Consider the following 25,769-nt stretch of genomic DNA (forward strand, 5'->3'; position numbering starts at 1 on the left):
CATCGGGCACCGGCCTTTGTTCAGGCTGTCGGGCATGGACACGAACACGGAATCCCGCACCGGATCCGGCCACCCGGCCGCGACGTCGAGACTGCAAGTACCGCCCGCACCACGCGCCCTCGCCACGGAAGCCGTGCACGCCGGACGCGACGACCTCGCCGGGCTCGGCCTGCACGCCGCGCCGATCGACCTGTCCACCACCTACCCCTCCTACGACACACGCGGCGAGGCGGCGCGCATCGACGCCTTCGCCGCCGACGGCGCCCTCGATGACGGACCGCCCGTCTACGCCCGCCTCGCGAACCCGACCGTCGCCCGTTTCGAGACCGCCCTGGCCCGGCTCGAAGGAGCGGAGAGCGCGGTCGCGTTCGCGAGCGGCATGGCGGCGCTGACCGCCGTCCTTCTCGTACGAGGAGCGGCCGGTCTGCGCCATGTCGTGGCGGTGCGCCCGCTGTACGGGTGCAGCGACCACCTCCTTACGGCGGGGCTCCTCGGCTCCGAGGTCACCTGGGTCGACCCGGCCGGGATCGCGGATGCCATCCGCCCCGACACGGGTCTGGTCCTCGTCGAGTCGCCCGCCAATCCGACCCTGGCCGAACTCGATCTGCGTGCGGTGGCCCACGCCTGTGGCACGGTGCCGCTCCTCGCCGACAACACCTTCGCGACGCCTGTCCTGCAACGGCCGGTCGAGAGCGGGGCGCGGCTGGTGCTGCACAGCGCCACCAAGTACCTGGGCGGGCACGGGGATGTACTGGGCGGAGTCGTCGCATGTGACGAGGAGTTCGCACGGCAGCTGCGGCAGGTCCGCTTCGCCACCGGCGGGGTGCTGCATCCGCTGGCCGGATATCTGCTCCTGCGGGGTCTCTCCACCCTGCCGGTGCGGGTACGGGCTGCCTCCGCGAACGCGGCGGAACTTGCGCGGCGCCTGGAGGCCGACCCGCGCGTGCGCCGCGTGCACTATCCGCGGCTCGGCGGCGCGATGGTCGCCTTCGAGGTCAGGGGCGATCCGCACGCGGTGACCGCCGGGGTGCGGTTGATCACCCCGGCGGTCAGCCTCGGCAGCGTCGACACGCTCATCCAGCATCCGGCGTCCATCAGCCACCGCGTCGTGGACGCGGCGGACCGGCGCTCGTCCGGCGTGAGCGAAAGCCTGCTGCGGCTTTCGGCCGGGCTCGAGGACGTCGAGGACCTGTGGCAGGACCTCGACCGCGCCCTCGGCCCGGACGACGTAGAGGTACAGGACCTCAGTGCCGTTCGGCCTGCTCCTGCGACGGCTGGTCGTACGGCAGCTGTGAGCTCACCGGCGTAGCTTCGAGCCGGGCGGTGATGACCAGCGTGCCCTCCTCGATCTGGTAATCGAGGGGGAGCCCCAGGCCGCGCATCGCCGCGACCATGCCCGTGTTGGACGCCTGCGTCACCGCGTACACGCTCTCGCAGCCCGCTTCGACCGCCATCGTCACCAGGCGGCCGAGGAGTTCGCTGCCGATGCCGCGACGCTGCCAGTCGTCCTCGACGAGCAGCGCGATCTCGGTCTCGTCGCCGTCCCAGAGCAGATGGCCGATGCCGACGATGCGCCCCGACGCGGTCTGCACCGCGAGGGTCCGGCCGAACCGCGGGCTGAGCAGGTGGTTCAGATAGCGGTCGGCGTCCCGCACCGGGCCGTGGTAGCGCATGCCCAGGGTGCGCTGTGAGCAGCGCTCGTGCATGGCCTTGGCCGCGTCCACATCGGTGGTGTCGGCCCGGCGCACGGTGATGGAGCTGCCCTCGGCGAGCGTCAGTACGTCCTTGCTGCGCGGGATGCGCGGGCCGAGCCGGGTGTCGAGTTCGACCAGGGCACGCGCGCGGGCGAACTCGGTGGGCGTGAACGGCAGATACGGCCGCTCCACGGTGATCACTTCACCCTCCGGCGCCTGCAGCCGCAGCACCGTCCCTTCCAGCGCGCCCTCGACGGGCTTGTCCGCCAGGGGCCCGGACGCGGTCTGCGTCTTCGCGGGCAGCGACCGGATGGTGCAGCGGCCCAGCAACTGGCGCAGCGCGAGCGGCAGTTCGGCGGCGTCGAGGGCGGTGCGGGTGGCAAGGCCCAGGATGCGGGTGGGGGCGTCCACCAGGTCGTGGGCGTCGGCCCGCTCGATCCAGGTGCCCGAGCCGCCCGCGTGCGAGACGCCACGGGTGATCTCCGCCGCGGGCAGATCGGCGGGGGCGCGCAGCAGGAACTCGTCGACGGTGCCTTCGGCCAGCGGGTGCGCCTGGAGGCTCAGGATGTCGACCTTGCCGTGGGCGAGCGTCGTGCACAGGGCGGCGAGCGAGCCCGGCTCGTCCCGCACCGTGGTGCGCATCCGCCACAGCGTCGTCGCCCCTGCGGACGACTCCGTGGCGGTGGCCCCGACCTGCTCCATGGCCGTCATGGAGCCGGTCTGCTGCCCGGCGGCGAGTGGCCGGGCGTCGGTATCGTCCACCGTCGGCGGTGCGTGGTTGTGGCGGCGTGCCCACCATGTGTGGAACCCGACCGTGGCGAGCAGCGCCACGGCCGAGATCACCAGGAGGGCCGGACCGTCGGGGCCGTGCCCGATCATGTTCGCCACCGCGTCCGCCACGGCCACGGCCGTGAAGAGGGCGGCGAGCTCCACCAGATCCCGCCGCCAGTGGTGAACGGGACGGCCATGTTTGGTTCGCGTCACATCAGACATGTCAGCACTCATACAGCCACTGTGGAGGAAGGGTGTTGCGTGATCACGAACGTTCTGTGACTGACGAGTTAAGATACCTTCTGCCCGTTTAATTCCTCTTTGCTCGCTCTTGGTATTCGGACATGACAGCTCACTGAGCGTTCGGTGGCCGAATCACTGCTGTCCCACCCGGCCCGGCTGCAGGACCTGCGTGAACAGCACCCCGCCGCCCTCCTGCCGCAGCCGCACGGTCAGCTCGCCGCTGTCACCGTCGATGTCGACCTCTCCGAAGTACTGCGGGGTCTCGGCCGGTGAGGTGTTGGCGCGGTTCGGCGCCTTGATGAAGCGCTGCTCGGGGCCGAACGTCCCGTCGAGCTTGAGGGCCTGGAAGCCGCCGGCGGCCAGTGGCCCCGAGATGAACTCGTAGAACGGCGCGAAGTCCTTGAACGCCGCACGCGAGGGGTCGTAGTGCTGCGCCGATGTGTAGTGCACGTCGGTGGTCAGCCAGACCGTTCCGGTGACCTTGCGGTGCTTGATGTGCCGCAGCAGTTCGGCGATCTGCAGCTCGCGGCCCAGCGGCGCGCCGGGATCGCCCTGCGCGACGGCCTCGAAGTTCGCCGAACCGTCGGGTACGACGAGGCCGAGCGGCATGTCGGACGCGATGACCTTCCAGGTGGCCCGCGAACGCGACAGTTCACGCTTGAGCCAGCTCAGCTGCCGGGCGCCCAGGATGCCGGTGGTGTCGTCGGGCTGCTTGCCGGGGGAGTTGGCGTTGCGGTAGGAGCGCATGTCCAGGACGAACACGTCGAGGAGCGGTCCGTGCCGCAGTACGCGGTACACCCGCCCGTCCTCGTCGCCCGGCGGGAGCGTGGAGATCGGGAAGTACTCGCTGAACGCCCGCAGTGAGCGCCCGGCGAGGACGTCCACGTTCTTCTCCGTGTAGCGGGCGTCGGTCAGGATCTGCCCCGGATACCAGTTGTTCTTCACCTCGTGGTCGTCCCACTGGACGATGGAGGGCACCTGCGCGTTGAAGCGCCGCAGGTTCTCGTCGAGGAGGTTGTAGCGGAAGGCGCCACGGAACTCCGCGAGCGTCTCGGCGACCTTCGACTTCTCCTCCGTGGTCACGTTCCGCCACGTGCTGCCGTCGGGCAGGGTGACGCTCGGCAGGATGGGCCCGTCGGCGTAGATGTTGTCGCCGCTGCACAGGAAGAAGTCCGGGTCCCTGCGGCGCATCTCCTCGAAGATCCGCCAGCCGCCGCGGTCCGGGTTGATGCCCCACCCCTGGCCCGCGATATCGCCCGACCACAGGAAACGTACGCCTTCCTTGCGTCCCTTCGGTGTCGTGCGGAACGTGCCGGTGACCGGCTCACCCGCGCGTCTGGGGTCGTCGGGGTCGGCCAGGCGTACGCGGTAGTGGATCTGCTCGCCCGCGGGCAGCCCGCGCAGCCGCGTCGTCCCCGTGAAGTCGGTGTCCGGGCCGAGCAGCGGGCCTTTCCAGCGGGTGGGGTTGCGGAACGACTCCGTGGCGGACGTCTCCACGATCATGCGGGCCGGACGGTCCGAGCGCACCCACACCAGGCCCGCGTGCGCCGTCACGTCACCGGCCTGCGCGCCCCACTCGGCCCGCGGGCGTCCCGAACGGGCGAGCGCCGGAGCGGCCCCGGCGAGAGCCGGCACGGCAAGCGCCGCCGGGACGGCGAGCGAGCCGCGCAGCACACTGCGGCGGCGAGGGGACGGGCTCGGCTGAGGGTGTGACATGAATGCGCCTCCAGTGACAGGTCAGACCAGTGTGCAGGGCTACAACTAGTGGTGTGCGGCGGCGCACACACAAACCACAAGTGAACAACTGCCCACGGCTTCAGGGGAACCGGTGTGCGAACGGTATGTCGTCTACATCCCCGGTCACCGGCCCCTGGATGCCCGGTCACCGGCCCCGAGATGTACGTCTGATGTACGTCTCGGGACGCAGGTCCGCAGGCGTAGGGCCCCGCCGCGCGCCCGAGGCCGGACGGCCGATGCGCGAAGATCGCCCGCTGCCTAGGCTCGGCGGCAGAGGCGCACGGTCGAGCGCGCCGCGTCACAAGGGGGAGCCCATGCCTGTCAACGGTCAGAGCCACATCCGCATCGCCCGCCCGTCCCGCGACCTCGCGGCGGCGGAGCGCTTCTGGGTGAGCGGCCTCGGTCTGGACGTCGTATGGAGGTCGCAGGGCGGCACCGCTCCTGGTGAGCACGACCTGCTCATGGCCGGATGGCCGGACGCCTCCTGGCACCTGGAACTGGTCCACGAGGCGGACAAGCCGGTCCTGCCCCGGCCCACGGAGGAGGACCTGCTCGTCATCTATCTCGACGAGCCCGTCCCCGACGACCTGGTGGCCCGCCTCGAAGCGCACGGCGGCACCCGCGTCCAGTCGCCCAACCCGTACTGGAACGAGTGGGGCGTCACCGTCGAGGACCCCGACGGCTACCGCCTGGTGCTCTGCACGCGCGCGTGGTCCAACTCCTGAGCCCCGTCGGCTAGAAGTCGTACTCCCTCAGTGATTTGAGTGGGCGTCAGGTGTGCGTAACCGAGCACCAACCGCACTCCGGAGCCGACGGCGGAGCCCTGGTCGCTCAGTCTGTAGTCGCTCAGCGGCCGGAGCGCCACCCCGGCCGCCGACGCCCGCCGCAGAAAGGACTCCTGAGGCCCCCACCTCCCGGGCAGCCGGGCGATGACATGCAGCCCGGCCGCGATACCGGTCACCTCCGTACCGGGAAAGTGCTCGTCGAGCGCCGCGACGAGCGCGTCCCTGCGCTCACGGTAGGCGCGCTGGCAGCGGCGCAACTGACGGTCGTAGTCGCCGCGTTCGACGAAGCGCGCGAGCAGCGCCTGGTCTAGTGCCGGATTGCCCAGGTCCATCATCCGTTTGCGGGCGACGACCTCATCGGTCATCGACTCCGGCACGAGCAGCCAGCCCAGGCGAAGCCCCGGAGCGAGCGACTTGCTGACCGACCCCGTGTACGCGACGTGTTCGGGGTCGAGTCCTTGCAGCGCGCCCACGGGTGCCCGGTCGTAGCGGAAGTCCCCGTCGTAGTCGTCCTCGATGATCAGACCGTCCACGGACCGCGCCCAGTCGAGGAGTTCGGTGCGCCTTCGTGGTGAGTAGCCGATGCCCAGGGGGAACTGATGGGCGGGCGTGGTGACGACCGCACGCAGATCCCGCTCCCTCAAGTCGCCGGTGACGACGCCCTCGTCGTCGAGGGGGACCGGCACCGTGGCGACACCGGCCGAGGCGAACAACTCGCTGTGCTGGGGGCTTCCGGGGTCCTCGACGCCGACGGCACGCACCCCGCGCGCGTGGAGCACGAAGCCGACGAGTGCCATGGCCTGCGCCACTCCGGAGCAGACGACGATGCCCTCCGGGTCCGCGACCACGCCCCGGCGGCGTACGAGCAGTTCGGCGAGGGCCGTACGCAGCCGGGGCAGACCCCGCGGGTCCGGGTAGCCAAGTACGTGGTGGGGCAGTTCGGCCAGGACGCCGCGGTGCGCCGCCGCCCACGCGGCGCGCGGGAACAGGGAGAGGTCGGGCGTTCCCGCGATGAAGTCCACGCGCGCGTGCACGGGACGCGGCGCACGATCGCGTGCTCCTCGTGCGGCCGTCCGCACCGCGCCGCCCACCCAGGTCCCCGCGCCCCGGTCGCTGCGCAGATAGCCCTCGGCGGTCAACTGCTCGTACGCCTCCGTGACGAGTCCCCGTGAGACACCGAGGTCGGCGGCGAGCTCCCGGCTCGACGGCAGCCGCGTCCCCGGCGCGAGGCGCCCCGACCTGACCGCGTCGCGCAGCGCCGACCTGAGGCTGCGGCCACGGCTGCGGGCGGGGGCGGACGCGGCGGGGAGCAGCAGCTCCCAGGCGGCGGTGCCAGGTGCCTGCCCCGGTCCTGATGTCACCGGACGCGCCTCCTGAGAAGGGAAGAAGAACGGAAGAAGGGAAGAAGTGGTCCCCGAACCAGCCCTGGAAGTGGACCTTAAACCGGTCCGCCTACGTTCATAGCGTCAGGGGCATGAACGCGAACCTCACGCGCGGGTCCCTGCTCGCGGCCCTCGCCTGCCTCCTCGTCGGCGGCTCCTTCACCGCCAACAGCCTCCTCGGCGACTACCCGTACGCGGGCGGCCAGTTCCTGCGCTACGGCCTTGCCTGCCTGCTGCTCCTGCCGCTGCTCGGGCGGGGCGGCACGGCGCCGCTCCGTCGCCTGACACGCCGCCAGTGGGGGCGCCTTGCGCTCCTCGCCGCAGTCGGGATGGTCGGCTTCAACCTGGCGATCCTCGCCGCCGAACGTACGGCGGAACCTGCCGTACCGGGTGTCTTCGTAGGATGCGCCCCGGTGGTCGTGGCGGTCGTCGTGCCGCTCCTTGCGGGGCGGCAGCCGCAGCGAGTCGTCATGTACGGGGCGTTGATCGTCGCCGCCGGAGCCTTCACCGTGCAGGGGTGGGGGCGTACGGACGCGGTCGGCATCCTCTTCTCCGTGTGCGCGCTCGCGGGTGAGGTCGGGTTCGCGGTCATCGCCGTTCCCGTGCTGCGGCCGCTCGGTCCGAAGCTGCTCTCCGCCACGGTGTGCGGGATCGCCGCCGTCGAGTCCGCCGCCATCGGCGCGGTGGCCGACGGCGGGGACTGGCTGCGGGTGCCCGGCACCACCGAGGCGGCGGCCCTGCTGTGGCAGGCGGCGATCGTCACCGTCATCGGCTTCGTCTGCTGGTACTCGGGCATCCAGCGCATCGGCGCCGAGCGTGCCACCCTCTTCTCCGGCCTCATTCCCGTCGCTGCGGCCTTCACCGCTCCCTTGGTCGGCACCGGCGCCTACGGAGCCCCGCAGGCCGTGGGCAGTGCGCTCGTCGGCGCCGGGGTGGCCCTGGGCTCAGGCGTGCTGGGCGGCGGGCGCTCGGCGGCACGTGTCGAGGACGACGCGCGAGACGAGCGCCGGGTCGTCGTTCATCGGGACGTGTCCGCAACCGGGAAGGCGCACCAGACGGGCCTCGGGGACGGCGTGCTTCGCGCGGACGCCCTGGCGGCGCAGCAGGATCCGGTCACGTGCGCCCCACGCGACGGTGACCGCGAGGCCGGGCACGTCGTCGCTGAAGAGCACGTCGCGCCCGGCGGCGAGGGTCTGCTCGAACCCCGTCGCGTCGCGCAGCGCGAGCGTCTCGGCGACGACGGCATCGGGTGAGCGCCGCCCGGGGTGGGCGTAGATGGTGCTGGTGAGCGCCGCACGCCCGGCGGCGGTCCGCGAGAGCCGCTCGATCAACGGCAGCGGAAGGAGCCGCGCCCCGTGCCGCATCGCGAGCAGCGTGTTGAACGCGTACCGCCGCTCCCCGGGCGTCCAGAAGCCCGCCGGGGACAGGGCGGTGACCGAGCGCACGAGCTTCTCCCGGCCGAGCTCAAGGGCGAGCAGACCGCCCAGGGAGTTGCCCGCCACGTGCGGACGCTCGATCCCAAGGGCCTCGCACAGCGCGCCGAGCACGGAGACGACCGTGGAGATGTCGTAGGCGAGCCCTTCGGGGAGCGCGGGGGACTCTCCGAAGCCCGGCAGGTCCACGGCTGTCACGTCGTACTCGGCGGCGAGGATGTCGAACACCGGGTCCCACGCCTGGCGGTGGTGGCCGATGCCGTGCAGGAGGAGCAGCGGCTCACCCTCGCCCGCGCGTTCGTACGCGAGCGACATCGTTCGCGGACCGCCGGGCGATTCGACGCTGAAGGACACCTCTGCGGCCATTGCTGCTCCAGTCCCCGCCGCCTGGCGACGGTCCTCAGACACCTTAGACACCTTGTCAGCAACAATTACCGCTCAGTAGCCTCCAGTTCAAGAGGGTGGGCGGGACGGCCTGCGGGCCGGTGTGGGGCGGGACGCACCTGCTTCGCCTGGACAGCGGGTGATCCGTCGGCTGGGATGGAGGAGTGGCGAACGACTCCGTGACCGACGACTCCGTGACCGACGTCTTCGAAGAGCACAGGACCGTCCTGATGGGCGTGGCCTACCGCATGCTCGGCCGGGTGGCCGACGCGGAGGACGTCGTGCAGGAGTCCTGGCTGCGCTGGTCGGCGGCCGACCAGGAGCGAGTGCGTGAACCACGTGCCTACTTGGTGCGCGTCACCACGCGCCTCGCCATCGACCGGCTGCGCCACGTGCAGTCACGCCGCGAGTCCTACGTAGGCCCGTGGTTGCCCGAACCACTCGTCACCGACTACGGGCCGACCGTCCCCGACACCGCCGAGCGGGCCGTTCTCGCCGACTCCGTGTCCTTCGCGGTCCTGGTCGTCCTGGAGTCTCTTTCGCCCCTGGAGCGCGCGGTGTTCGTGCTGCGGGAAGCCTTCGGGTTCCCGTACTCGGACATCGCCCTCACGCTGGACCGCGGCGAATCGGCCGTGCGGCAGCTCGCGGCGCGGGCCCGCAAGCACGTCGACGAGGGGAGGCCGCGCTACGCGGTGGATCCGGGCGAGCGCCGCGACCTGACCGAGCGGTTCCTCGCCGCGGCCACCAGCGGTGACCTGGACGGTCTGATGACCCTGCTCGCCCCGGACGTACGTCTCGTCGGCGACAGCGGCGGCAAGGCCAAGGCGCCGCTGCGCGTCATCGAGGCGGCCGACAAGGTGGGCCGCTTCCTCATCGGCGCGGCCCGTGGCGGCGTACCGGAGGGGGCGGAGCTCGGGGTCCGGTTCCTGGAGACCAACGGCGCCGACTCCGTCCTTGTCCTGGTCGACGGCAAGCCGGACTCCCTCTTCCAACTGGACGTCGCCGACGGGCGGATCACCGACGTCTACATCATCCGCAACCCGGACAAGCTGGTCGCGTTCGCCTCCTAGACCGCAGCCGGCAGACCCCCGTCCACACAGGGCGGGGGTTCTGTCTTGTTCGCTACGTGCGCGTGGACCGACGCCAACAACACGTGAATGCTCTGTGGCATCGTCCCTGTGCGGGCTGTAACGGATCGAGGATTGGTCTTGACCAAGGTTGGGTGCCGCTCTATCGTCGCAGAGATAGTGCAAGGACCTTTAATAAACAAGGCGCTGAAAAGCCGCCGGCACACGGGGATTGCGGAGGACAGGGTGGGGACCACGCAGCTGGAAGCGGCACCGGAGCCGAAGTACTGGCACCTCAAGACCGTGCTCAGCGAGGCACTCGATTCAGAGTTCGCCGTCGGCGAGATCCTGCCCAACGAGCGTGATCTCGCGGCCCGCTTCGGCGTGGCCCGCGCCACGCTCCGTCAGGCACTGGAGCAACTGGAGCTGGAAGGCAGGCTGCAGCGCCGCCGCGGTGTCGGCACGACCGTCGCCCCGCCGCGGATGGGCGTGGCCGTCGGATCCGCACAGGGCACCTGGCCCGGTGAGGTCGGCGACGCATGGCAGCCCGTCGACTGCGCACCGGCGCAACCGCCCGCCGAGGTGGCCCGCATGCTGGCGGCCGACCCCGACGAGCAGGTGCACGTGGTGCGCCGCACACGCGTCTCGCACGGCCAGCCCGTGGCCGCCGAGCTGCTGTACGTGGCGATGTCGGCCGTCAGTGAACTCTCCGCGATCGACGCCCCCTCCGGAGCCTCACGCGCGCGTGGCGTGCTGCGCGAGCTGCACCGGCTCGGCCTCGAAGGACAGGACCGCGCCGTCGAACTCGGCTCGGCCCGCGCGGACGACGCCAAGGCGCTCGACCGGCTGCCCGGAGCCCCGGTCCTCGTCGTGACGACCCGCTTCTTCGCCGAGGGACGCACCGTCGCGGTGTCCGTGGCGACGTATCGCGCCGACACCTGCCGCCTCACGTTCGGTGACGCGGGCGGCGTCGAGATCCACCACGGCGCGGAGCGCCAGGCCTCCTGAACCTCGCTTCCTGAACCTCGCTTCCTGATACCTGCTTTTCTGGTACCCGTGTCCGGCCCGGCGCCTCAGCGCCGGGCCGTCACCGTTCCCTCGACCGCGAACAACTGCTCCTCGACATGGTCGAGGGCAAGGCGCAGCGCGCCCGTCGCGATGGCCGCCTCGCCGAGCATCGACAGGGCCACCCGGGGCGGCCGCAGGCAGTAACGGGCCAACTCGCGGCGCAGCGGCTCAAGGACGCCGTCCAGACCGGCCGCCCAGCCGCCCACGACGACCAGCTCGGGGTCCAGGGCGAGGACAAGGGCCGCCACGTCGTGCACCAGGCGCTGAATGAACCGCTCGACGGCCTGCCGCGCCCGCTCGTCGCCCTCACGCGCGTGGGCGAACACCTCCGCCACCGCCTGCTCGTCCAGCGGGTGCAGCGGCTCGTCCGTGGTCGAGAGGAGCGTCTCGGGGGTCACGTCACGGCCGAGCAGATGCAGGGCGCCGATCTCTCCGGCGGCGCCGCCGTAGCCACGGTGCAGCCGCCCACCGATCAGTGCCCCGGCCCCCGGGCTGAGCCCCGCGAGGACCATCACCACGTCGTCGGAGTCGGTCGCGGCGCCCTTCCAGTGCTCGGCCACGGCCGCCGTGTTCGCGTCGTTCTCCACCAGGACCGGGCACTTGAAGGATCTGCGCAGACGCTCGCCGAGCGGCAGCCCAGTCCACTCCGGCAGCGCGGTCCCGAGGCGGACCGTGCCGTCCGCCTCCACGATGCCGGGGCTGCCGACACCGACCGCGCGCAGTGAGCTGCGGGCGATCCCGCCACGGCGCAGCAGATCGGCCACCGCCGTGCGAAGGCGCTCGATGCGTTCGTCGGCAGGGGCCGTTTCGGACACGTCCCTGGCCGCCGTGCCGAGCACCCGGCCGTCCAGGTCGGAGAGGACCGCCGCCACCCGGTGCGGGCCGATCTCCAGGCCGAGCAGATGCCCCGCCTCGGCCCGGAAGCGGAACCTCCGGGCGGGCCGTCCCTGGCGTCTGGCCGCGCCCTCCTCGGCGGCGGTCTCCACCACGAGCCCGGCATCGATGAGCCCCTCGACCACGCCTTCGACGGTCGGCCTGGAGAGCCCGGTCACCCGGGTGACCTCGGTGAGTGTCGCGAAGTCCGCCCCACGCAGCGCGTGCAGCACCACAGCGGAGTTGATCCGCCGCAGCAGAGAGGGATCCCCGCCGGTCAGCCGCCCCAACGTCCGTCCTCCCAGCTCGTGCGCATGATGGGCGGATCGTACTCGCAGCGGCCGATCGCTGCGAGTGCCGGGCCCACCTGTGACGCAGAGTGCCCATCGGCGGTGCTCACCCCGGTGCTCACCCCGGTGCTCACCCCGGTGCTCATCCCGGAGCGACGAAACCGGATTCGTACGCGGCGATCACCGCCTGCGTCCGGTCGCGGGCCCCCAGCTTCGCGAGCACGGCACTCACATGGGATTTGACGGTCTCGGCGCCGACGATCAGCTCTGCCGCGATCTCCGCGTTCGACAGACCGCGCGTCATGAGGCGCAGCACGTCCGCCTCGCGCTCGGTGAGCGCGGCCCGGTCGAGGGCGGCCCTGGCCTCCGCGTTGCCCGGCTGCCGCCCGTACGCGCCCGCCAGCTGCCGTACCGCCGCAGGGAACAGCAGCGACTCGCCCTCCGCGACAAGGCGCACGGCGTTCACGATCTCCGCGGGACGGGCGCGCTTCAGCAGGAAACCGTCGGCACCCGCGCGCAGCGCCTCGTACACGTACTCGTCGTTCTCGAAGGTCGTCACGACCAGGATCTTCGGCGGGTCCTGCACGGTGCGCAGGACGGCACGCGTGGCCTCGATGCCGTCGAGGAGGGGCATGCGTACGTCCATGGCGACCACGTCGGGCCGCAGTTGGCGCACGAGCGGAATGACGGCGGCGCCGTCGGCGGCCTCGCCGACCACCTCGATGTCGGGCTGCGCCTCGAGGACGGCACGCAGACCGGCGCGTACGAGGGGTTCGTCGTCGACGAGCAGGACAGTGACCGGCATCCGGTCAGCGTAGATCACCTCAGGGGATCACCCCAGGGGTCATCCCAGGGGCAGCTCGACGTGCACCCGCCACTCGCCAGCGCGCGGGCCCGTGGTGGCCCGGCCGCCGAGCAGCGTGGCCCGTTCCCGGATGCCGCGCAGGCCGCTGCCGCCACGGCTGGTCGGCTGCGTCCCCTGGGGCAGGGGGTTGCGCACCTCCATGCCGAGCAAGCCGTCACCGACCGTGATCCGCACCCGCACCGGGACCGGTCCGGAGTGGCGCAGCACATTGGTGAGCGACTCCTGGAGCATCCGGTATCCCTCGCGGGACACCGGTCCGGGGACACTTTCCAGAGGGCCCGTCACCTCGGTGTCGACCTTCGCTCCCGACGCGCGCGCGGACTCCAGGAGGCGGTCGGCATCGGCGAGCGTGGGCCGTCGGCTCGCGGGCCGCTCGTCCTCGCGCAGCACCCGCAGGACACGCTCCAGGTCTTCGAGGGCGGCCCTGCCTGTCTCCTCGATGGCGCCCAGGGCGCGGTCGGTGAACTCCGGGTCGGCCACGGCTCGGGCGGCGCCCGCCTGGACGACGGCCACGGTCAGGGCGTGCCCGATGGAGTCGTGCAGTTCCCGTGCGATGCGGGTGCGTTCGAGGAGCTGCTCGGTGCGCTCCTCCAGGGCGGCCAGGCGCTCCACCGGGGAGGGCCCGAGCAGTCGGCGCGCGGTCCACGCCGCCAGCCTGCCGGCGGCCACCATCACCGTCAGGAACACCACGAGCGGGACGGGCACGAGCAGCGCGTTCAGCGGGTTCTGGCCAGGCAGCGGAACGAGCAGACCGGACGCGTCACCGGGCTCGGACGTGGACCCCATCAGGGCAAGTGAGATGCCGAGGAGCTGCACCGTGACGAAGACCGCCGCGCAACCGGCCTCCAGGCGCAGCACGGCCCACAGCGCGGTCCTGCTCCGGTCGCGCCACGACGCCGAGGGAGCCACGGAGATGCCGGGATCCTCGTCGTCACCCGGCACGCGCGCGTGCTGCCCCGGGAACAGCATCAGTCGGGCCTGAAGCCCCTCTGCCCGACGCATCGACGGCACCAGCAGCGCGGCCGCCACCACGAGCGGGATCGGCTGGACCGCGATCAGGACCCAGTCTCCGGCCGACGGGCTGCTGAGACCCGGCGTGATGAACGCGCTCGTCAAGGCGATGCCCGAGCCGATGAGCAGATGCATCCAACGCGTATAGGTCACCGCGTGCGTCAGCGGCCGGAGGAAGCGGGGCATCACGTCATCGTGCCAGCAGGGCAGGCCCGCACGGCTCCCCCGTGAGGGGGAGACGGACTCCCCGGGCGGGGGAAGACCCACCCCGCCCGCGGCCGCGAGGCTATGCCCATGACCAGCATCGACGTCCAAGACCTCACCAAGGAGTACGGCACCACCCGCGCGGTGGACGGACTGACCTTCACCGTCCGCCCGGGGAAGGTCACCGGGTTCCTCGGCCCCAACGGCGCGGGCAAGTCCACCACCATGCGGCTCGTCCTCGGCCTCGACCGGCCCACTTCGGGCACCGCGACGGTGGGCGGCAGGCCCTACGCGGCCATCGACGAACCCCTGCGCCACGTGGGAGCCCTGCTCGACGCCCAGGCCGCGCACGGATCGCGCACCGCACGCAACCACCTCCTCGCCCTCGCCGTCAGCAACCGCATCCCCGCGCGCCGCGTGGACGAGGTCCTCGAAGAGGCCGGTCTCTCCGGTATCGCGGGGCGCCGGATCAAGACGTTCTCGCTCGGCATGCGGCAGCGCCTGGGCATAGCGGCGGCGCTGCTCGGTGACCCGCGTGTCGTCATGCTGGACGAGCCGTCCAACGGCCTCGATCCCGAAGGCATCATCTGGATCCGCGAACTCCTTCGGCGCCTCGCCCGTGAGGGCCGGACGGTCCTCGTGTCCAGCCACCTCATGAACGAGACGGCCACCTTCGCCGACCACCTGGTGGTCCTTGGCCGGGGCAGGCTGCTCGCGGACACCTCGATGCCGGACTTCATCGCGGCGCACAGCAGCCCGCGGGTCCTACTGCGCACCCCTTCGATCGACCGGCTGCGGGGCCTCCTGACGGACAAGGGGTACGTGATGGCCGCGCGGGACGACGGCCGCTGGACGGTGGAGGGCGCGCAGGCCGGCGAGATCGGCTCCATCGCCGCAGGTCACGGGATCCCTCTCCTTGAACTCTCCGACGAGCAGGCCTCCTTGGAGCAGGCATACCTCGCCCTCACGGCCGACGACACCGAGTTCGCCGCCGCCACCCCGACGTCCCGCAAGGAGGCCTGACCATGTCGACATCCGCCGTGCTCCGCTCGGAGTGGATCAAGATCAAGTCGGTGCGCGCCAGCCTCGGTTCGCTCATCGCCGTCTTCGTGGCCACCGTGGCCATCACCGTGCTCGTGTTCGCCACGGTCGGCACGGCGGAGGCGGACAACGCCGACTACGAGCCGCTCTTCGGCGCCTTCTACGCCCTCAACTTCGCCCAGATCGCCGCCATCAGTTTCGGTACGACGGCGATGTCGTCCGAGTACCTGAACGGCGCCCTGCGGATCTCGCTCTCCGCGGTGCCGCGCAGGGGGCTCTTCTTCGGGGCCAAGGTCGCGGTGGTGGGCGCCCTGGCGCTCGGCGTGGGGATCCTCACCAGCTTCGTGGGCTTCCTGGCGGGACAGGCCTTCATGGGGGACTACGCCATCGGCCTCGGCCATGACGGTGCCGTACGGGCGTGCGTCGGCGGCGGTGTCTACCTCGCGCTCATGGCGCTGCTCGCCGCGGGCCTGACCATGGTGCTGCGCAGCGGGATCGCCGTACTGAGCATCCTCATCCCGTTCACGCTCATCGTGTCCTTCGTGGTCGGGGACGTCGCGAGCGGCGCCGCGGAGTTCCTGCCGGACAGGGCGGGGCAGCTGGTGCTCCACGAGAATCCGTCGGGAACTCTCGGACCCTGGACGGGACTTGCCGTCCTGGCGGCATGGGCGGCTGTCGCGCTGCTCGCGGGCTGGTGGGCGGTCCGGCGGCGCGACGCGTGAGGCAGATGTCCGGATGGTGACGCCAGGGGCCTGACGGCGGGACAGTTGTCAGTGGCGACCGCTTTACTGGATGGCATGAGTACCGCACAGCATCTCGCCGCGATCGACCTGCTGCGCTCACGGGAGTTCCCCGCGGAGCACGGCAGGTCGCACGGCGGCTTCGGCGGTCCGGGCTATCACGTCGCCGAGTTGCTGACGAGCGACGACTTCTGGGAGGACGACGGCACGGAGTGGGAGGCGACCGAGGAGCAGTACGAGGCCGAGCGCGACGGCCTGACGGTCCTCCTCGCCGAGCGCTGGGGGCCGCCCCGGATATTCAGCCTGGCGAGCCTCTTCGAGCGGTCCATGGGCGACGGTTACGACGCCGAGAGCTACGAGGACGAGGACGAGGGCGATGGCGATTCGGGCGAGGACATACCGGAGCCGTGGGGCTCGCTGAGTGCCTCCGTGCCGGACCTGCATCTGTGGCGGACCGACGGGCGGTGGATCGCTCTCGGGGTCTCCCAGTCGGACAGGGAGCTGCCCTTCCAACTGCTCGCCGTCATCACGGAGACAGATCCGCCGTAGCGGGCGCGTTGAAGGCGTGGACACGGATGGCGCGCCCGCAGTGGGGGTCGAACGTTCCCCGCTCCACGCGCATGCCGAGCTTGTTCATGATGCGTTCCGAAGCGTCGTTGCCCACCTGGACGATGCTGACGATCCGATCAAGACCCCGTTCGGTGAGGCCGAAGTCGAGGGCGGCACGCGCCGCCTCGGTGGCCAGGCCCTGCCCCCAGAAGGAGCGGCCGAGCCGCCAGCCGATCTCCACCGAGGGCATCACTTCAGGGAGGTAGTGCGGGACGGAGAGCCCGGTGAACCCGGCGAGTTCACCGGTGGCGCGGACCTCCACCGCGAAAAGCCCGAAGCCTTGGGTCTCCCACCCTTCCTCCCACCTCTCCATGGTGGACCGGGTCTGCTTCTGCCCGTCATGGACGGAGCCGTCGCCGATCCACCGCATCACCTCGGGGTCGGAGTTGATGACGGTCATGGGGGCGACATCGGCTTCTCGCCAGCGCCGCAGGACGAGGCGGGGCGTCTGGATCAGGGGCATCGCGGGTCCGCCTCGGGGGCGAGTCCGCGTTCGAGACCGAGTTCGTCGCCGTCGCGCGGCGCGAAGTGGCGGGACACGTCCGCGTCGGACACCTGCGCGAGTTCGGCGGGGGACCAGTGCGGGTCACGGTCCTTGTCGACCACCTGGGCGCGGATCCCCTCGACCAGGTCCGGTGCGCCGATCGCGGTGGCCGATACGCGGTACTCCTGGTCGAGCACCTGCTCGAGCGAGGAGAGGGCGCGGGCCCGGCGCAGGGAGGCGAGGGTGACCTTCAGGGAGGTCGGCGACTTGCCGATGATGGTCTCGGCCGTCTCCTTCGCGGCCCGGTCGCCGAAGGCGTAGAGGCGGTCGACGATCTCCTCCACGGTGTCGGCGGCGTAGCAGGCGTCGATCCACTCGCGGTGGGCGGCGAGTTCACCATCGGGCGCGGCGGTGGCGTACTCCGCGACCGCGTCGCTCACCGCGGTGTCGGCAAGGGCGGCGGTGAACTCCGGAAGGCGGTCCGAGGGCACGTAGTGGTCGGCGAGGCCGCAGAGCAGCGCGTCGCCCGCGCCCACCGCCGAGCCGGTCAGTGCGAGGTGGGTGCCCAGTTCGCCGGGCGTGCGCGTCAGCAGATACGTGCCGCCGACGTCCGGCACGAAGCCGATCCCGGTTTCCGGCATGGCGATGCGGGAGCGCTCGGTGACGATCCGCACGCTGCCGTGCGCCGAGACGCCGACCCCGCCGCCCATCACGATGCCGTCCATGACGGCGACGTACGGCTTCGGGAAACGGGCGATGCGGGCGTTGAGCCGGTACTCGTCACGCCAGAAGGCTACGGACGCGGAGCCGCCGCCCGCGCGGATGTCGTCGTGGATCGACCGGATATCGCCCCCGGCGCAGAGCCCGCGGGCACCTTTGCCGGTGAGGACGACCGTGGAGATGGCGTCGTCCCGCTCGTATGCGGAGAGGGCGTCGTCCATCAGGCGGACCATGGTGTGGTTGAGGGCGTTGATGGCGCGGGGGCGGTTGAGCGTGATGTGTCCTGTGCGGCCCTCGATGTGGAGGAGGACGGGGGCGTCGTCGTTGCCTGCTGGTGTCATGGGGCAAACCTAGACCGCCGCTTCGCGGCGGATGTTGCTCGCCCACCCGCCCGAATACCCCGCGTCGCATCCTTGACGTAGGACCCCCTAACCGTCCCCCTGAAACGCCCCCAGAATCCGCTCCGCCGCCAGCGTCGCCGTCAACGTGCCCTGCCGTACCTGCTGCTCAAGGCCAGGGGCCAGCTCCCGTACCGCCTCGTGCCCCCGCAGCCGGTCGAGGAGTTCGTCCCGCACCATCGTCCACGTCCAGTCGACCTGCTGATCGCGTCGCTTGGCGGCGAGGCGGCCCGTTGAGTCGAGGAGCGAGCGGTGCTGTTCCAGGCGGTCCCAGACCTCGTCGAGGCCGCTGGACTCCCGCGCGCTGCAGCTCAGTACCGGGGGAGTCCATGCCGCGTCCGCCGGGTGCATCAGGCGCAGGGCGCCCGCCAGTTCACGTGCCGCCGAGCGCGCGTCACGCTCGTGCGGGCCGTCCGCCTTGTTGATCGCTAGGACGTCCGCCAGTTCCAGGACGCCCTTCTTGATGCCCTGGAGCTGGTCGCCCGTGCGGGCCAGGCTGAGCAGCAGGAACGAGTCGACCATGTTCGCGACCGCCGTCTCCGACTGGCCCACGCCCACGGTCTCCACGAGTACGACGTCGTAGCCCGCCGCCTCCATCACCACGATCGACTCGCGCGTCGCCTTCGCGACCCCGCCGAGCGTCCCCGCGGTGGGCGAGGGACGCACGAACGCCGCCGGGTCCACCGCCAGGCGTTCCATCCGCGTCTTGTCGCCGAGGATCGAGCCGCCCGTCCGGGTCGACGACGGGTCGACGGCGAGCACCGCGACCCGGTGCCCGAGCCCGGTCAGCATCGTGCCGAGCGCGTCGATGAACGTGGACTTGCCCACGCCGGGCACCCCGCTGATGCCGATCCGCCGCGCCCGCCCGCTGTGCGGAAGCAGCTGGGTCAGCAACTCCTGCGCGAGCACGCGGTGTTGGGGGCGGGTCGACTCGACGAGCGTGATGGCGCGGGCGATCTGCGCCCGCTTCCCGTCGAGTACGCCCTTGACGTACGCGTCGATGTCGATCCTCGGCGCCGCCATGCTCACAGCTCGTGACCGAGGTCGGCCGCCAGCCGTTTCACCAGGTCGTACGCGGCGTCCGGGATCACCGTGCCGGGCGGGAAGACGGCCGCCGCGCCCATCTCCAGGAGGGTCGACACGTCCTGTGGCGGGATGACGCCGCCCACGACGACCATGATGTCCTCGCGGCCCTCGGCGGCGAGCTCCGCACGCAGCGCCGGTACGAGGGTGAGGTGCCCGGCGGCGAGCGACGAGACGCCGACGATGTGCACGTCCGCCTCGACCGCCTGGCGCGCGACCTCCGCCGGGGTCTGGAAGAGCGGGCCGACGTCCACGTCGAAGCCGAGGTCGGCGAAGGCGGTGGCGATGACCTTCTGGCCGCGGTCGTGGCCGTCCTGACCCATCTTGGCGACCAGGATGCGCGGACGGCGCCCCTCGGCCTCCTCGAAGGACCCGACGAGCGTGCGGGTGCGTTCCACGGACGGGGACGAGCCTGCTTCGGTGCGGTACACACCGGAGATCGTACGGATCTGCCCCGCGTGCCGCCCGTAGGAGGACTCCAGGGCGTCGGAGATCTCGCCGACCGTCGCCTTCGCGCGGGCCGCGTCGACCGCGAGCGCGAGGAGATTGCCCTCCAGGCCAGGACCGGGGTCCCGCCCGGCCGCCGCCGTCAGCGCCCGCAGCGCGTCCTGGCAGACCGCCTCGTCGCGCTCCTCGCGAAGGCGCTTCAGCTTGGCGATCTGCTGGTTGCGTACGGAGGAGTTGTCGACCGCGCGGACGTCGATCTGCTCGTCGCTCTCCACGCGGTACTTGTTGACGCCGATGACGGGCTGGCGCCCCGAGTCGATCCTCGCCTGCGTACGGGCCGCGGCCTCCTCGACGCGCAGCTTCGGGATGCCCGCTTCGATGGCCTGCGCCATGCCGCCCGCCGCCTCGACCTCCTCGATGTGCTGCCAGGCGCGCCGCGCCAGATCGTGCGTCAGCTTCTCGACGTACGCGCTGCCGCCCCACGGGTCGATCGACCGCGTCGTGCCCGACTCCTGCTGGATGAGCAGCTGGGTGTTGCGGGCGATGCGCGCGGAGAAGTCGGTCGGCAGGGCGAGCGCCTCGTCGAGTGCGTTCGTGTGCAGCGACTGGGTGTGTCCCTGCGTCGCCGCCATCGCCTCGACGCACGTACGCGTGACGTTGTTGAACACGTCCTGCGCGGTGAGCGACCAGCCCGATGTCTGCGAATGGGTGCGCAGGGAGAGCGACTTGGCGTTCTTCGGGTCGAACTGCTTGACCAGCTTCGCCCAGAGGAGGCGCGCCGCACGGAGCTTGGCGACCTCCATGAAGAAGTTCATGCCGATCGCCCAGAAGAAGGAGAGCCGCGGCGCGAACGCGTCGACGTCCAGGCCCGCTTCCTGACCGGCCCGCAGGTACTCCACGCCGTCGGCAAGGGTGTACGCCAGCTCCAAGTCGGCTGTGGCACCCGCCTCTTGGATGTGATAGCCGGAGATCGAGATGGAGTTGTAGCGCGGCATCTTCTGCGAGGTGTACGCGAAGATGTCGGAGATGATCCGCATCGAGGGCTTGGGCGGATAGATGTAGGTGTTGCGGACCATGAACTCTTTGAGAATGTCGTTCTGGATGGTCCCGGCCAGCTTCTCGGGCGCCACGCCCTGTTCCTCGGCGGCCACGATGTACAGCGCGAGAACGGGGAGCACGGCGCCGTTCATCGTCATCGACACCGTCATCTTGTCCAGCGGAATGCCGTCGAAGAGCTGACGCATGTCGTAGATCGAGTCGATCGCGACGCCCGCCATGCCGACGTCGCCGGTCACACGCGGGTGGTCACTGTCGTAGCCGCGGTGGGTCGGCAGGTCGAAGGCGATCGAGAGGCCCTTCTGGCCCGCCGCGAGGTTGCGGCGGTAGAAGGCGTTGGACTCCTCGGCGGTGGAGAACCCCGCGTACTGCCGGATCGTCCAGGGCTGGTTGACGTACATCGTGGGGTAGGGGCCGCGCAGATACGGCGCCACGCCCGGATACGTCTGGAGGAAGTCGAGGCCTTCGAGATCGGCGCCGGTGTACAGCGGCTTGACCGCGATGCCCTCCGGGGTCTCCCACAGGAGGTCGTCGTCGGCCTTGCCGGTGGACTCCTTGACGGCGCTGCGCCACTGGTCCTTGGTGACCTCGGACGGGGCGTCCGGCGTCAGGCCGATGCCGGAGAAGTCGGGGATCGCCATTACGCCACTCCCATGTGGTCGAGGGTGGAGGAGAGCACGGACACGGCATCGCAGCCCGCGAAGACGTACGCGTCGACATCAGCGAATTCGGCGGGCCGTCCGGCGAGGAACACCCGTTGCGCACCTGCCGACTTGAGTGCCTCCGCGACCTCCGCGGCCTGCTCCTCGTAGAGCGCGTCACTCGAGCAGAGGCACGCCACCGTGGCGCCGCTCGCCTTGAACGCGTCTGCGGCGGTCGTCGCGTCCACCGACACCGGGTCGTGGACGGCTTCGATGCCGCCCGCCTGGAAGAGGTTCGACGCGAAGGAGGCCCGTGCGGTGTGCGCGGCGGCGGGGCCGAGCGCGGCGAGGAACACCCGGGGGCGGGCACCCGCCGATGCGAGGTGGGCGTCCGAGCGCGAGCGCAGGATCTCGTACGCCTCGTCGCGGCGGACGCGCGGAAGGCCGCCCGACGGTCCGGCGGGCGGGGCCACGCGCTCGACCGGACGCTCCGTCAGGTTCGGGAACTCGCTGACACCGGTGATCGGTTCGCGCCGCTTGGCCAGCTTCTCGCTGCGCTTGGCCCAGGTGGCGGCGAGGCGTTCACCGATCAGACCGGAGCGCAGGGCCGCCGCCTGGCCGCCCGCGCGCTCGATCTCCTGGAAGAACTCCCAGCCCGCGTGGGCGAGTTCGTCCGTGAGCCGCTCCACGTACCAGGAGCCGCCCGCCGGGTCGATGACGCGGGCGAGGTGCGACTCCTCGAGGAGGATCGTCGAGGTGTTGCGGGCGATGCGGCGCGCGAAAGCGTCCGGCAGGCCGAGCGAGTGGTCGAAGGGCAGGACGGTGACGGAGTCGGCGCCGCCGACGCCCGCACCGAGGCAGGCCACCGTCGTCCGCAGCATGTTCACCCACGGGTCGCGGCGCGACATCATCACCGATGAGGTCACGGCGTGCTGGCGCTGCGCCCCCGCGTCCGGGGCGCCGCAGGCCTCGGCCACGCGGGCCCAGAGCCGCCGTGCCGCCCGGAACTTGGCGATGGTCAGGAACTGGTCGGCGGTGGCCGCGTACCGGAACTCCAGCTGGGCGCAGGCCGCTTCGACCGTGAGCCCGGCATCGGTCAGCTCGCGCAGATAGGCGACCGCCGTGGCGAGCGACGCGCCGAGCTCCTGCGCGGCCGAGCCACCCGCCTCGTGGTACGGCAGGGCGTCGACGGCCAGCGCGCGCAGGTTGGGGTACTCCTGCCCGCACAGCCGGGCCAGTTCGATCGCGGCGGCGGCGTCGAGCCGCTCGCCGGTGCGGGCCTCGTGGCCGAGGTGGTCCGCGCCGAGGGTGCCGTGCGCAGCGTCCTTCGGGATGCCCCGTTCCTCGTAGAGCCGGAACAACTCCCGTGCCGCGGGACCGACTTCGCCGCCCGCGTCCAGGGCGATGGGCGCCAGGTCGAGAAAGACGCCGTCAAGGGCGCGCTCGATGCCGGAGACCGGGAGCGCGCCGGGGCCGACGCCGAGCCACAGCGAGGTGACGCCGTTCTCCAGGTCCGCGAGCACGGTCTCATTCGTGCCCGCGGGGTCGGTGGTCTCATGCCGCTGCCGTACGTCCCAGCCCGCCGCGGCACCGCCCGCGGCGGTGCCGCCCCTGACGTAGGGGGCGAAACCCGGGTAACCGGCGTCAGGCGCGGCGTCCCGGGAGGTGTACAGGGGGCGGGTGATGAGCCCGTCTTCGAGCGCGGTGGACAGCGCTTCCTCCGCGGCCGGCCCCGATGCGTCCTTACCCGATTTGCGCAGCACGCCTTCCACCAGGCGCTGCCACTGCTCATGGGTCGCATCAGGGAACTCGGCGGCCAGGGAAAGCCCGTCGTCAGGCAGGACCGTCATGGGCATGATGCTAGGGCGGAACCCCTGGCACTCGGTGCCGTGTACGGCTGTGACCTTGACCTCTTCCGTGCGCTCTTGATCTCGAACGGACGCGCGGCTACGGCGGGGCGGAGTCCGGGCCCCGCCGTGCCTGTCGGGGGCCCGACCTGGAATCACTCCAGGCCAGAGGCCTTGAAGACTCCCTCGGCCGTGTCGCGGTCGATGCGTTCCGACAGCCGGCGCAGCGCGGTCGCCCCGCACAGGAGCGAGCCGTCGGCGGCCGAGGTGCGGGCTCCCCGGGCCACGAGGCGCCAGAGCGGCGGATTGACGACGAGTACCTCGGGGTCGAGTACGACCTCTCCGCCCCACGCGTCCCGCAGGACGAGCCGCGGCGCGATGCCGTCGGACCGGCGCACCGCCACGAGACGATCAAGACGCACCGTCCGGACGCGGATCGGACCCCGTGAGACCAGGATCGTGTCGTGCGCCGCCACACGCGGCGGCGTGAGCGCGGCGAACAGGAGCACACCGAGTCCCAGCCAGAGCAGCGACCGCCAGGGGACGAGCCTGCCGGTGACCGCGTCGAGCGCGAGCAGCAGCCCGAACAGCAGTGCGGCACAGGCCGCGGCGGAGCGTGCGTCCCCGGCCCAGGTGCGGTCGTGCGTCCACAGAGGCGTCGTACGGATGCCGGGGGTGCCGGAGATGCCGGGGCCGGAAGTGCCGGAGGTGCGCCGTGCGGGGCGCGTCATGCGTCGGGCCATGAGGGAGACGGTAGGTATCTCGTAGGGGCGGGATTTCCGCCGCGCCGAACCTTGATGCGGTGCTGACGCGGCGCGCGGTCACTTTTACGGGGGCTTGACGGGCGGCTTGGCGGGCGGGTCCGGACGGGCCGCCGTCCGGACGAGGCGTGACCTCGTCAAGTCCTCGTCAACACGTGCCCCGTCACCGTCAACGTCCCGTCATGGAGGGGCAGGTGGCACCCGGGGCCGGGCATAGCTTCAGGAGACGCCCCCGGGTTCCTGCCCGGGCCCGGGGGCCACCGTTCACCGAACAGGATCCTCAAGGAGGAACCCCATGGCAGAGCAACAGTGCGGCGAGGACCCCGAGCCCCTCGAACCCGGCCCGGCCGGACCGCTCTTCGTCCCCGTCCGGCCGGGACCCGCGGGCTGCGTCGCCCGCCTGTTCCGCACACCCGTCGGCGCCCGTACCGCCGTCGCCTTCACCACCCCCCAGCGCCTCAGCGCGGCCCTCGGCGCCCGTCAGGCCTGGATCAGGCTCTCGGAACCGGCGCTCCGGGCGCTCACCGAGCCGCTCGGCGTCCACGAGGTCACCGTCGACCCGCGGCTCGCCGCGCAACCCGTCACCGCACCCAAGAGGCGCACAGCCGCCTGGCGCGAGTGGGACCCGCAGGCCGTCGGCGCGCTGCGTGTCACCGGGGCCGCCGCACTGGTCGGCGCCCTGACCACCTGGATCGGCTGAGGACGCGGCACCGCGAGCGGAACCGTAAGAGGACGAGGACGAGGCGAAGAGAGAACCTGCCCATGACCACCCTGCACGAACCCGTCACCCCGGACGCCACCGCCGACGACGACCTGTCCGTCTGGCCCGCGTCCACCGCGCGTCTCGCCCACGGCGACCTCGCCGTCGGCGGCGTACCGCTCACCGAGCTCGCCGAGCGATTCGGCACCCCGGCCTACCTCATCGACGAAGGCGACGTACGCACGCGCTGCCGCACCTACCTGCACGCCTTTCCGGGCGCCGAAGTGCACTACGCCGCCAAGGCGTTCCTGTGCCGCGCGATGGCCCACTGGGTCGCCGAGGAGGGGCTCGGCCTCGACGTCTGTTCGGCGGGGGAGCTCGAGCTCGCCGTGACCACGGGCTTCCCCGCCGAGCGCATCGTGCTGCACGGCAACGCGAAGAGCCCGCACGACCTGGAGGCCGCGCTGCGGCTCGGCGTCGGGCGCATCGTCATCGACAGCGCGTCCGAGATCGCACGGCTCGCCGCTGCCGTGCCGCAGGGCAGCCGCCAGAAGGTGATGGTCCGGGTGGTGCCGGGCATCGCGGCGGGCGGTCACGCCAAGATTCGCACCGGGACCGACGACCAGAAGTTCGGCCTGTCGATCACCGACGGCTCCGCGCAGCACGCCATCGCCCGCATCATCGGCCAGCCAGGACTCGAACTGACCGGCCTGCACTGCCACTTGGGCTCGCAGATCACCACCGACAAGCCGTTCCTGGCAGCCGTACGCCGACTGGTCGGCCTGATGGCCCGCATCAAGGACCAGCACGGCGTCACACTGCCCGAACTCGACCTCGGCGGCGGCCACGGCATCGCCTACCGCCCCGGCGAGGAAGCCCTCGACATCACCACGCTCGCCCGCAAGGTGCGCGCCGCACTGGCCGAGAGCTGCGCGGCGGCGGGGCTCACCGTGCCCAAGCTGCTCATCGAACCGGGGCGGGCCATCGCGGGCCCCGCCGGAGTCGCCCTCTATCGCGTGCTCGCCGTCAAACGCACCGGCGGACGCACCTTCGTCGCCGTGGACGGCGGAATGAGCGACAACCCGCGGCCCGCGCTGTACGGCGTGCGGTACGTGCCGCGTCTCATCGGCAGGCACTCCACGGTTCCGTCCGCGCCCGCGACCGTCGTCGGACGGCACTGCGAGGCGGGCGACGTGCTCGCCACGGACATCGAACTGCCGGGCGACGTAAGGCCGGGAGACATCCTGGGCGTGCCGGTGGCCGGCGCGTACCACCTCTCGATGGCGTCCGGCTACAACCTCGTGGGGCGGCCTCCCGTGGTCGCCGTGGCCGACGGGCACGCGCGGCTCCTGGTGCGGCGCGAGTCCCTGGAGGACTTCCGCAGCAGGGACGTCGGCCTGTAGGACGACGGCCCCGCCGGGAGGCTGCAACCGGT

General features: G+C 71.6%; 22 protein-coding genes and 1 pseudogene. 10 read left to right on the forward strand and 13 right to left on the reverse strand.

Going from position 1 to position 25,769, the window contains the following annotated elements:
• The first annotated feature begins 16 nt into the window (after window positions 1-16).
• Complete coding sequence (locus ACWFRJ_RS36655; RefSeq protein ID WP_453541165.1) at window positions 17-1,309, forward strand: trans-sulfuration enzyme family protein; 1,293 nt, start codon at window positions 17-19, stop codon at window positions 1,307-1,309.
• On the opposite strand, the gene ACWFRJ_RS36660 is transcribed toward ACWFRJ_RS36655, so the two are convergent.
• Window positions 1,245-2,687, reverse strand: coding sequence for an N-acetyltransferase family protein (locus ACWFRJ_RS36660; RefSeq protein WP_453541168.1), 1,443 nt, complete (start codon window positions 2,685-2,687; stop codon window positions 1,245-1,247). The two genes, ACWFRJ_RS36655 and ACWFRJ_RS36660, sit on opposite strands and share 65 nt — an antisense overlap.
• 153 nt (window positions 2,688-2,840) lie before the next feature.
• A complete protein-coding gene (locus tag ACWFRJ_RS36665) occupies window positions 2,841-4,424 on the reverse strand; it encodes an alkaline phosphatase D family protein (protein WP_453541171.1) in 1,584 nt (527 codons plus the stop codon).
• Window positions 4,425-4,759: 335 nt separating this feature from the next.
• Between ACWFRJ_RS36665 and ACWFRJ_RS36670 the strand changes: the two genes are divergently transcribed.
• The gene (locus ACWFRJ_RS36670) at window positions 4,760-5,170 is read left to right on the forward strand and encodes a VOC family protein (protein ID WP_453541174.1); all 411 of its coding nucleotides are present in this window, start codon (window positions 4,760-4,762) and stop codon (window positions 5,168-5,170) included.
• Here the strand turns inward: ACWFRJ_RS36670 and pdxR are convergent.
• Window positions 5,128-6,591, reverse strand: coding sequence for a MocR-like pyridoxine biosynthesis transcription factor PdxR (gene pdxR, locus ACWFRJ_RS36675; protein ID WP_453541177.1), 1,464 nt, complete (start codon window positions 6,589-6,591; stop codon window positions 5,128-5,130). The two genes, ACWFRJ_RS36670 and pdxR, sit on opposite strands and share 43 nt — an antisense overlap.
• Window positions 6,592-6,704: 113 nt before the next feature.
• On the opposite strand from pdxR, the pseudogene ACWFRJ_RS36680 reads away from it, so the two are divergent.
• Window positions 6,705-7,061 (forward strand): annotated as a pseudogene (locus ACWFRJ_RS36680) (EamA family transporter); the annotation flags it as partial.
• 495 nt (window positions 7,062-7,556) lie between these two features.
• On the opposite strand, the gene ACWFRJ_RS36685 reads toward ACWFRJ_RS36680, so the two are convergent.
• On the reverse strand, window positions 7,557-8,411 hold the full coding sequence (locus ACWFRJ_RS36685; RefSeq protein ID WP_453541579.1) for an alpha/beta fold hydrolase: 855 nt from the start codon (window positions 8,409-8,411) through the stop codon (window positions 7,557-7,559).
• A gap of 197 nt (window positions 8,412-8,608) precedes the next feature.
• On the opposite strand from ACWFRJ_RS36685, the gene sigJ reads away from it, so the two are divergent.
• Both sigJ and ACWFRJ_RS36695 read left to right on the forward strand, forming a co-directional pair.
• Entirely contained in the window at window positions 8,609-9,499 is an 891-nt protein-coding gene (sigJ, locus tag ACWFRJ_RS36690; protein ID WP_453541180.1) for an RNA polymerase sigma factor SigJ, read from the forward strand.
• Between the two features lie 243 nt (window positions 9,500-9,742).
• Window positions 9,743-10,504 (forward strand): GntR family transcriptional regulator, encoded by a 762-nt coding sequence (locus tag ACWFRJ_RS36695; protein ID WP_453541182.1) that lies wholly within the window; start codon window positions 9,743-9,745, stop codon window positions 10,502-10,504.
• Window positions 10,505-10,569: 65 nt separating this feature from the next.
• Here the strand turns inward: ACWFRJ_RS36695 and ACWFRJ_RS36700 are convergent, their stop codons facing one another.
• The 3 genes from ACWFRJ_RS36700 to ACWFRJ_RS36710 all read right to left on the reverse strand — a co-directional run bounded on the left by ACWFRJ_RS36700 (window position 10,570) and on the right by ACWFRJ_RS36710 (window position 13,789).
• The gene (locus tag ACWFRJ_RS36700) at window positions 10,570-11,727 is read right to left on the reverse strand and encodes an ROK family transcriptional regulator (protein ID WP_453541184.1); all 1,158 of its coding nucleotides are present in this window, start codon (window positions 11,725-11,727) and stop codon (window positions 10,570-10,572) included.
• 142 nt (window positions 11,728-11,869) lie between these two features.
• Window positions 11,870-12,532, reverse strand: a complete 663-nt coding sequence (locus ACWFRJ_RS36705) for a response regulator (RefSeq protein ID WP_453541187.1) — start codon at window positions 12,530-12,532, stop codon at window positions 11,870-11,872.
• A 39-nt stretch (window positions 12,533-12,571) separates the two neighbouring features.
• Window positions 12,572-13,789, reverse strand: coding sequence for a histidine kinase (locus ACWFRJ_RS36710; RefSeq protein WP_453541190.1), 1,218 nt, complete (start codon window positions 13,787-13,789; stop codon window positions 12,572-12,574).
• A gap of 108 nt (window positions 13,790-13,897) precedes the next feature.
• Between ACWFRJ_RS36710 and ACWFRJ_RS36715 the strand changes: the two genes are divergently transcribed.
• From ACWFRJ_RS36715 to ACWFRJ_RS36725, 3 genes are all read left to right on the forward strand, one after another.
• On the forward strand, window positions 13,898-14,830 hold the full coding sequence (locus ACWFRJ_RS36715; RefSeq protein WP_453541193.1) for an ABC transporter ATP-binding protein: 933 nt from the start codon (window positions 13,898-13,900) through the stop codon (window positions 14,828-14,830).
• A gap of 2 nt (window positions 14,831-14,832) precedes the next feature.
• Window positions 14,833-15,570: an ABC transporter permease gene (locus ACWFRJ_RS36720; RefSeq protein WP_453541196.1), complete on the forward strand. Its 738-nt coding sequence runs from the start codon at window positions 14,833-14,835 to the stop codon at window positions 15,568-15,570.
• Between the two features lie 75 nt (window positions 15,571-15,645).
• Window positions 15,646-16,137 (forward strand): hypothetical protein, encoded by a 492-nt coding sequence (locus ACWFRJ_RS36725; protein ID WP_453541199.1) that lies wholly within the window; start codon window positions 15,646-15,648, stop codon window positions 16,135-16,137.
• Here ACWFRJ_RS36725 and ACWFRJ_RS36730 read toward each other — a convergent pair.
• From ACWFRJ_RS36730 to ACWFRJ_RS36755, 6 genes are all read right to left on the reverse strand, one after another.
• Window positions 16,115-16,660: a GNAT family N-acetyltransferase gene (locus ACWFRJ_RS36730; RefSeq protein ID WP_453541202.1), complete on the reverse strand. Its 546-nt coding sequence runs from the start codon at window positions 16,658-16,660 to the stop codon at window positions 16,115-16,117. The genes ACWFRJ_RS36725 and ACWFRJ_RS36730 overlap by 23 nt on opposite strands.
• Window positions 16,651-17,742 carry an enoyl-CoA hydratase/isomerase family protein gene (locus ACWFRJ_RS36735; RefSeq protein ID WP_453541205.1) on the reverse strand — a complete coding sequence of 364 codons (1,092 nt, stop codon included), beginning with the start codon at window positions 17,740-17,742 and terminating at the stop codon, window positions 16,651-16,653. The genes ACWFRJ_RS36730 and ACWFRJ_RS36735 overlap by 10 nt, the downstream gene beginning before the upstream one ends.
• 87 nt (window positions 17,743-17,829) lie before the next feature.
• Window positions 17,830-18,822, reverse strand: a complete 993-nt coding sequence (gene meaB / locus ACWFRJ_RS36740) for a methylmalonyl Co-A mutase-associated GTPase MeaB (RefSeq protein WP_453541208.1) — start codon at window positions 18,820-18,822, stop codon at window positions 17,830-17,832.
• Window positions 18,823-18,824: 2 nt separating this feature from the next.
• Window positions 18,825-21,026 carry a methylmalonyl-CoA mutase gene (gene scpA, locus ACWFRJ_RS36745; RefSeq protein ID WP_453541211.1) on the reverse strand — a complete coding sequence of 734 codons (2,202 nt, stop codon included), beginning with the start codon at window positions 21,024-21,026 and terminating at the stop codon, window positions 18,825-18,827.
• The gene (mutA, locus tag ACWFRJ_RS36750) at window positions 21,026-22,876 is read right to left on the reverse strand and encodes a methylmalonyl-CoA mutase small subunit (protein WP_453541214.1); all 1,851 of its coding nucleotides are present in this window, start codon (window positions 22,874-22,876) and stop codon (window positions 21,026-21,028) included. Before mutA ends, scpA begins: the two co-directional genes overlap by 1 nt.
• 152 nt (window positions 22,877-23,028) lie before the next feature.
• The gene (locus ACWFRJ_RS36755; RefSeq protein ID WP_453541217.1) at window positions 23,029-23,616 is read right to left on the reverse strand and encodes a hypothetical protein; all 588 of its coding nucleotides are present in this window, start codon (window positions 23,614-23,616) and stop codon (window positions 23,029-23,031) included.
• A 313-nt stretch (window positions 23,617-23,929) separates the two neighbouring features.
• Between ACWFRJ_RS36755 and ACWFRJ_RS36760 the strand changes: the two genes are divergently transcribed.
• The gene (locus ACWFRJ_RS36760; RefSeq protein WP_453541220.1) at window positions 23,930-24,334 is read left to right on the forward strand and encodes an SAV_915 family protein; all 405 of its coding nucleotides are present in this window, start codon (window positions 23,930-23,932) and stop codon (window positions 24,332-24,334) included.
• Window positions 24,335-24,396: 62 nt separating this feature from the next.
• The gene (gene lysA, locus ACWFRJ_RS36765; RefSeq protein WP_453541223.1) at window positions 24,397-25,737 is read left to right on the forward strand and encodes a diaminopimelate decarboxylase; all 1,341 of its coding nucleotides are present in this window, start codon (window positions 24,397-24,399) and stop codon (window positions 25,735-25,737) included.
• Window positions 25,738-25,769: the final 32 nt, after the last annotated feature.

The sequence above is a fragment of the Streptomyces sp. NPDC055239 genome (assembly GCF_053606205.1).

Coding starts and splice junctions, on each gene's coding strand:
- ACWFRJ_RS36665 (WP_453541171.1), bottom strand. CDS start 4,424: ATGTCACACCCTCAGCCGAGCCCGTCCCCTCGCCGCCGCAGTGTGCTG.
- ACWFRJ_RS36760 (WP_453541220.1), top strand. CDS start 23,930: ATGGCAGAGCAACAGTGCGGCGAGGACCCCGAGCCCCTCGAACCCGGC.
- meaB (WP_453541208.1), bottom strand. CDS start 18,822: ATGGCGGCGCCGAGGATCGACATCGACGCGTACGTCAAGGGCGTACTC.
- mutA (WP_453541214.1), bottom strand. CDS start 22,876: ATGACGGTCCTGCCTGACGACGGGCTTTCCCTGGCCGCCGAGTTCCCT.
- ACWFRJ_RS36730 (WP_453541202.1), bottom strand. CDS start 16,660: ATGCCCCTGATCCAGACGCCCCGCCTCGTCCTGCGGCGCTGGCGAGAA.
- lysA (WP_453541223.1), top strand. CDS start 24,397: ATGACCACCCTGCACGAACCCGTCACCCCGGACGCCACCGCCGACGAC.
- ACWFRJ_RS36720 (WP_453541196.1), top strand. CDS start 14,833: ATGTCGACATCCGCCGTGCTCCGCTCGGAGTGGATCAAGATCAAGTCG.
- ACWFRJ_RS36710 (WP_453541190.1), bottom strand. CDS start 13,789: ATGCCCCGCTTCCTCCGGCCGCTGACGCACGCGGTGACCTATACGCGT.
- scpA (WP_453541211.1), bottom strand. CDS start 21,026: ATGGCGATCCCCGACTTCTCCGGCATCGGCCTGACGCCGGACGCCCCG.
- ACWFRJ_RS36660 (WP_453541168.1), bottom strand. CDS start 2,687: ATGTCTGATGTGACGCGAACCAAACATGGCCGTCCCGTTCACCACTGG.
- ACWFRJ_RS36715 (WP_453541193.1), top strand. CDS start 13,898: ATGACCAGCATCGACGTCCAAGACCTCACCAAGGAGTACGGCACCACC.
- ACWFRJ_RS36725 (WP_453541199.1), top strand. CDS start 15,646: ATGAGTACCGCACAGCATCTCGCCGCGATCGACCTGCTGCGCTCACGG.
- ACWFRJ_RS36685 (WP_453541579.1), bottom strand. CDS start 8,411: ATGGCCGCAGAGGTGTCCTTCAGCGTCGAATCGCCCGGCGGTCCGCGA.
- ACWFRJ_RS36755 (WP_453541217.1), bottom strand. CDS start 23,616: ATGGCCCGACGCATGACGCGCCCCGCACGGCGCACCTCCGGCACTTCC.
- ACWFRJ_RS36670 (WP_453541174.1), top strand. CDS start 4,760: ATGCCTGTCAACGGTCAGAGCCACATCCGCATCGCCCGCCCGTCCCGC.
- ACWFRJ_RS36735 (WP_453541205.1), bottom strand. CDS start 17,742: ATGACACCAGCAGGCAACGACGACGCCCCCGTCCTCCTCCACATCGAG.
- ACWFRJ_RS36705 (WP_453541187.1), bottom strand. CDS start 12,532: ATGCCGGTCACTGTCCTGCTCGTCGACGACGAACCCCTCGTACGCGCC.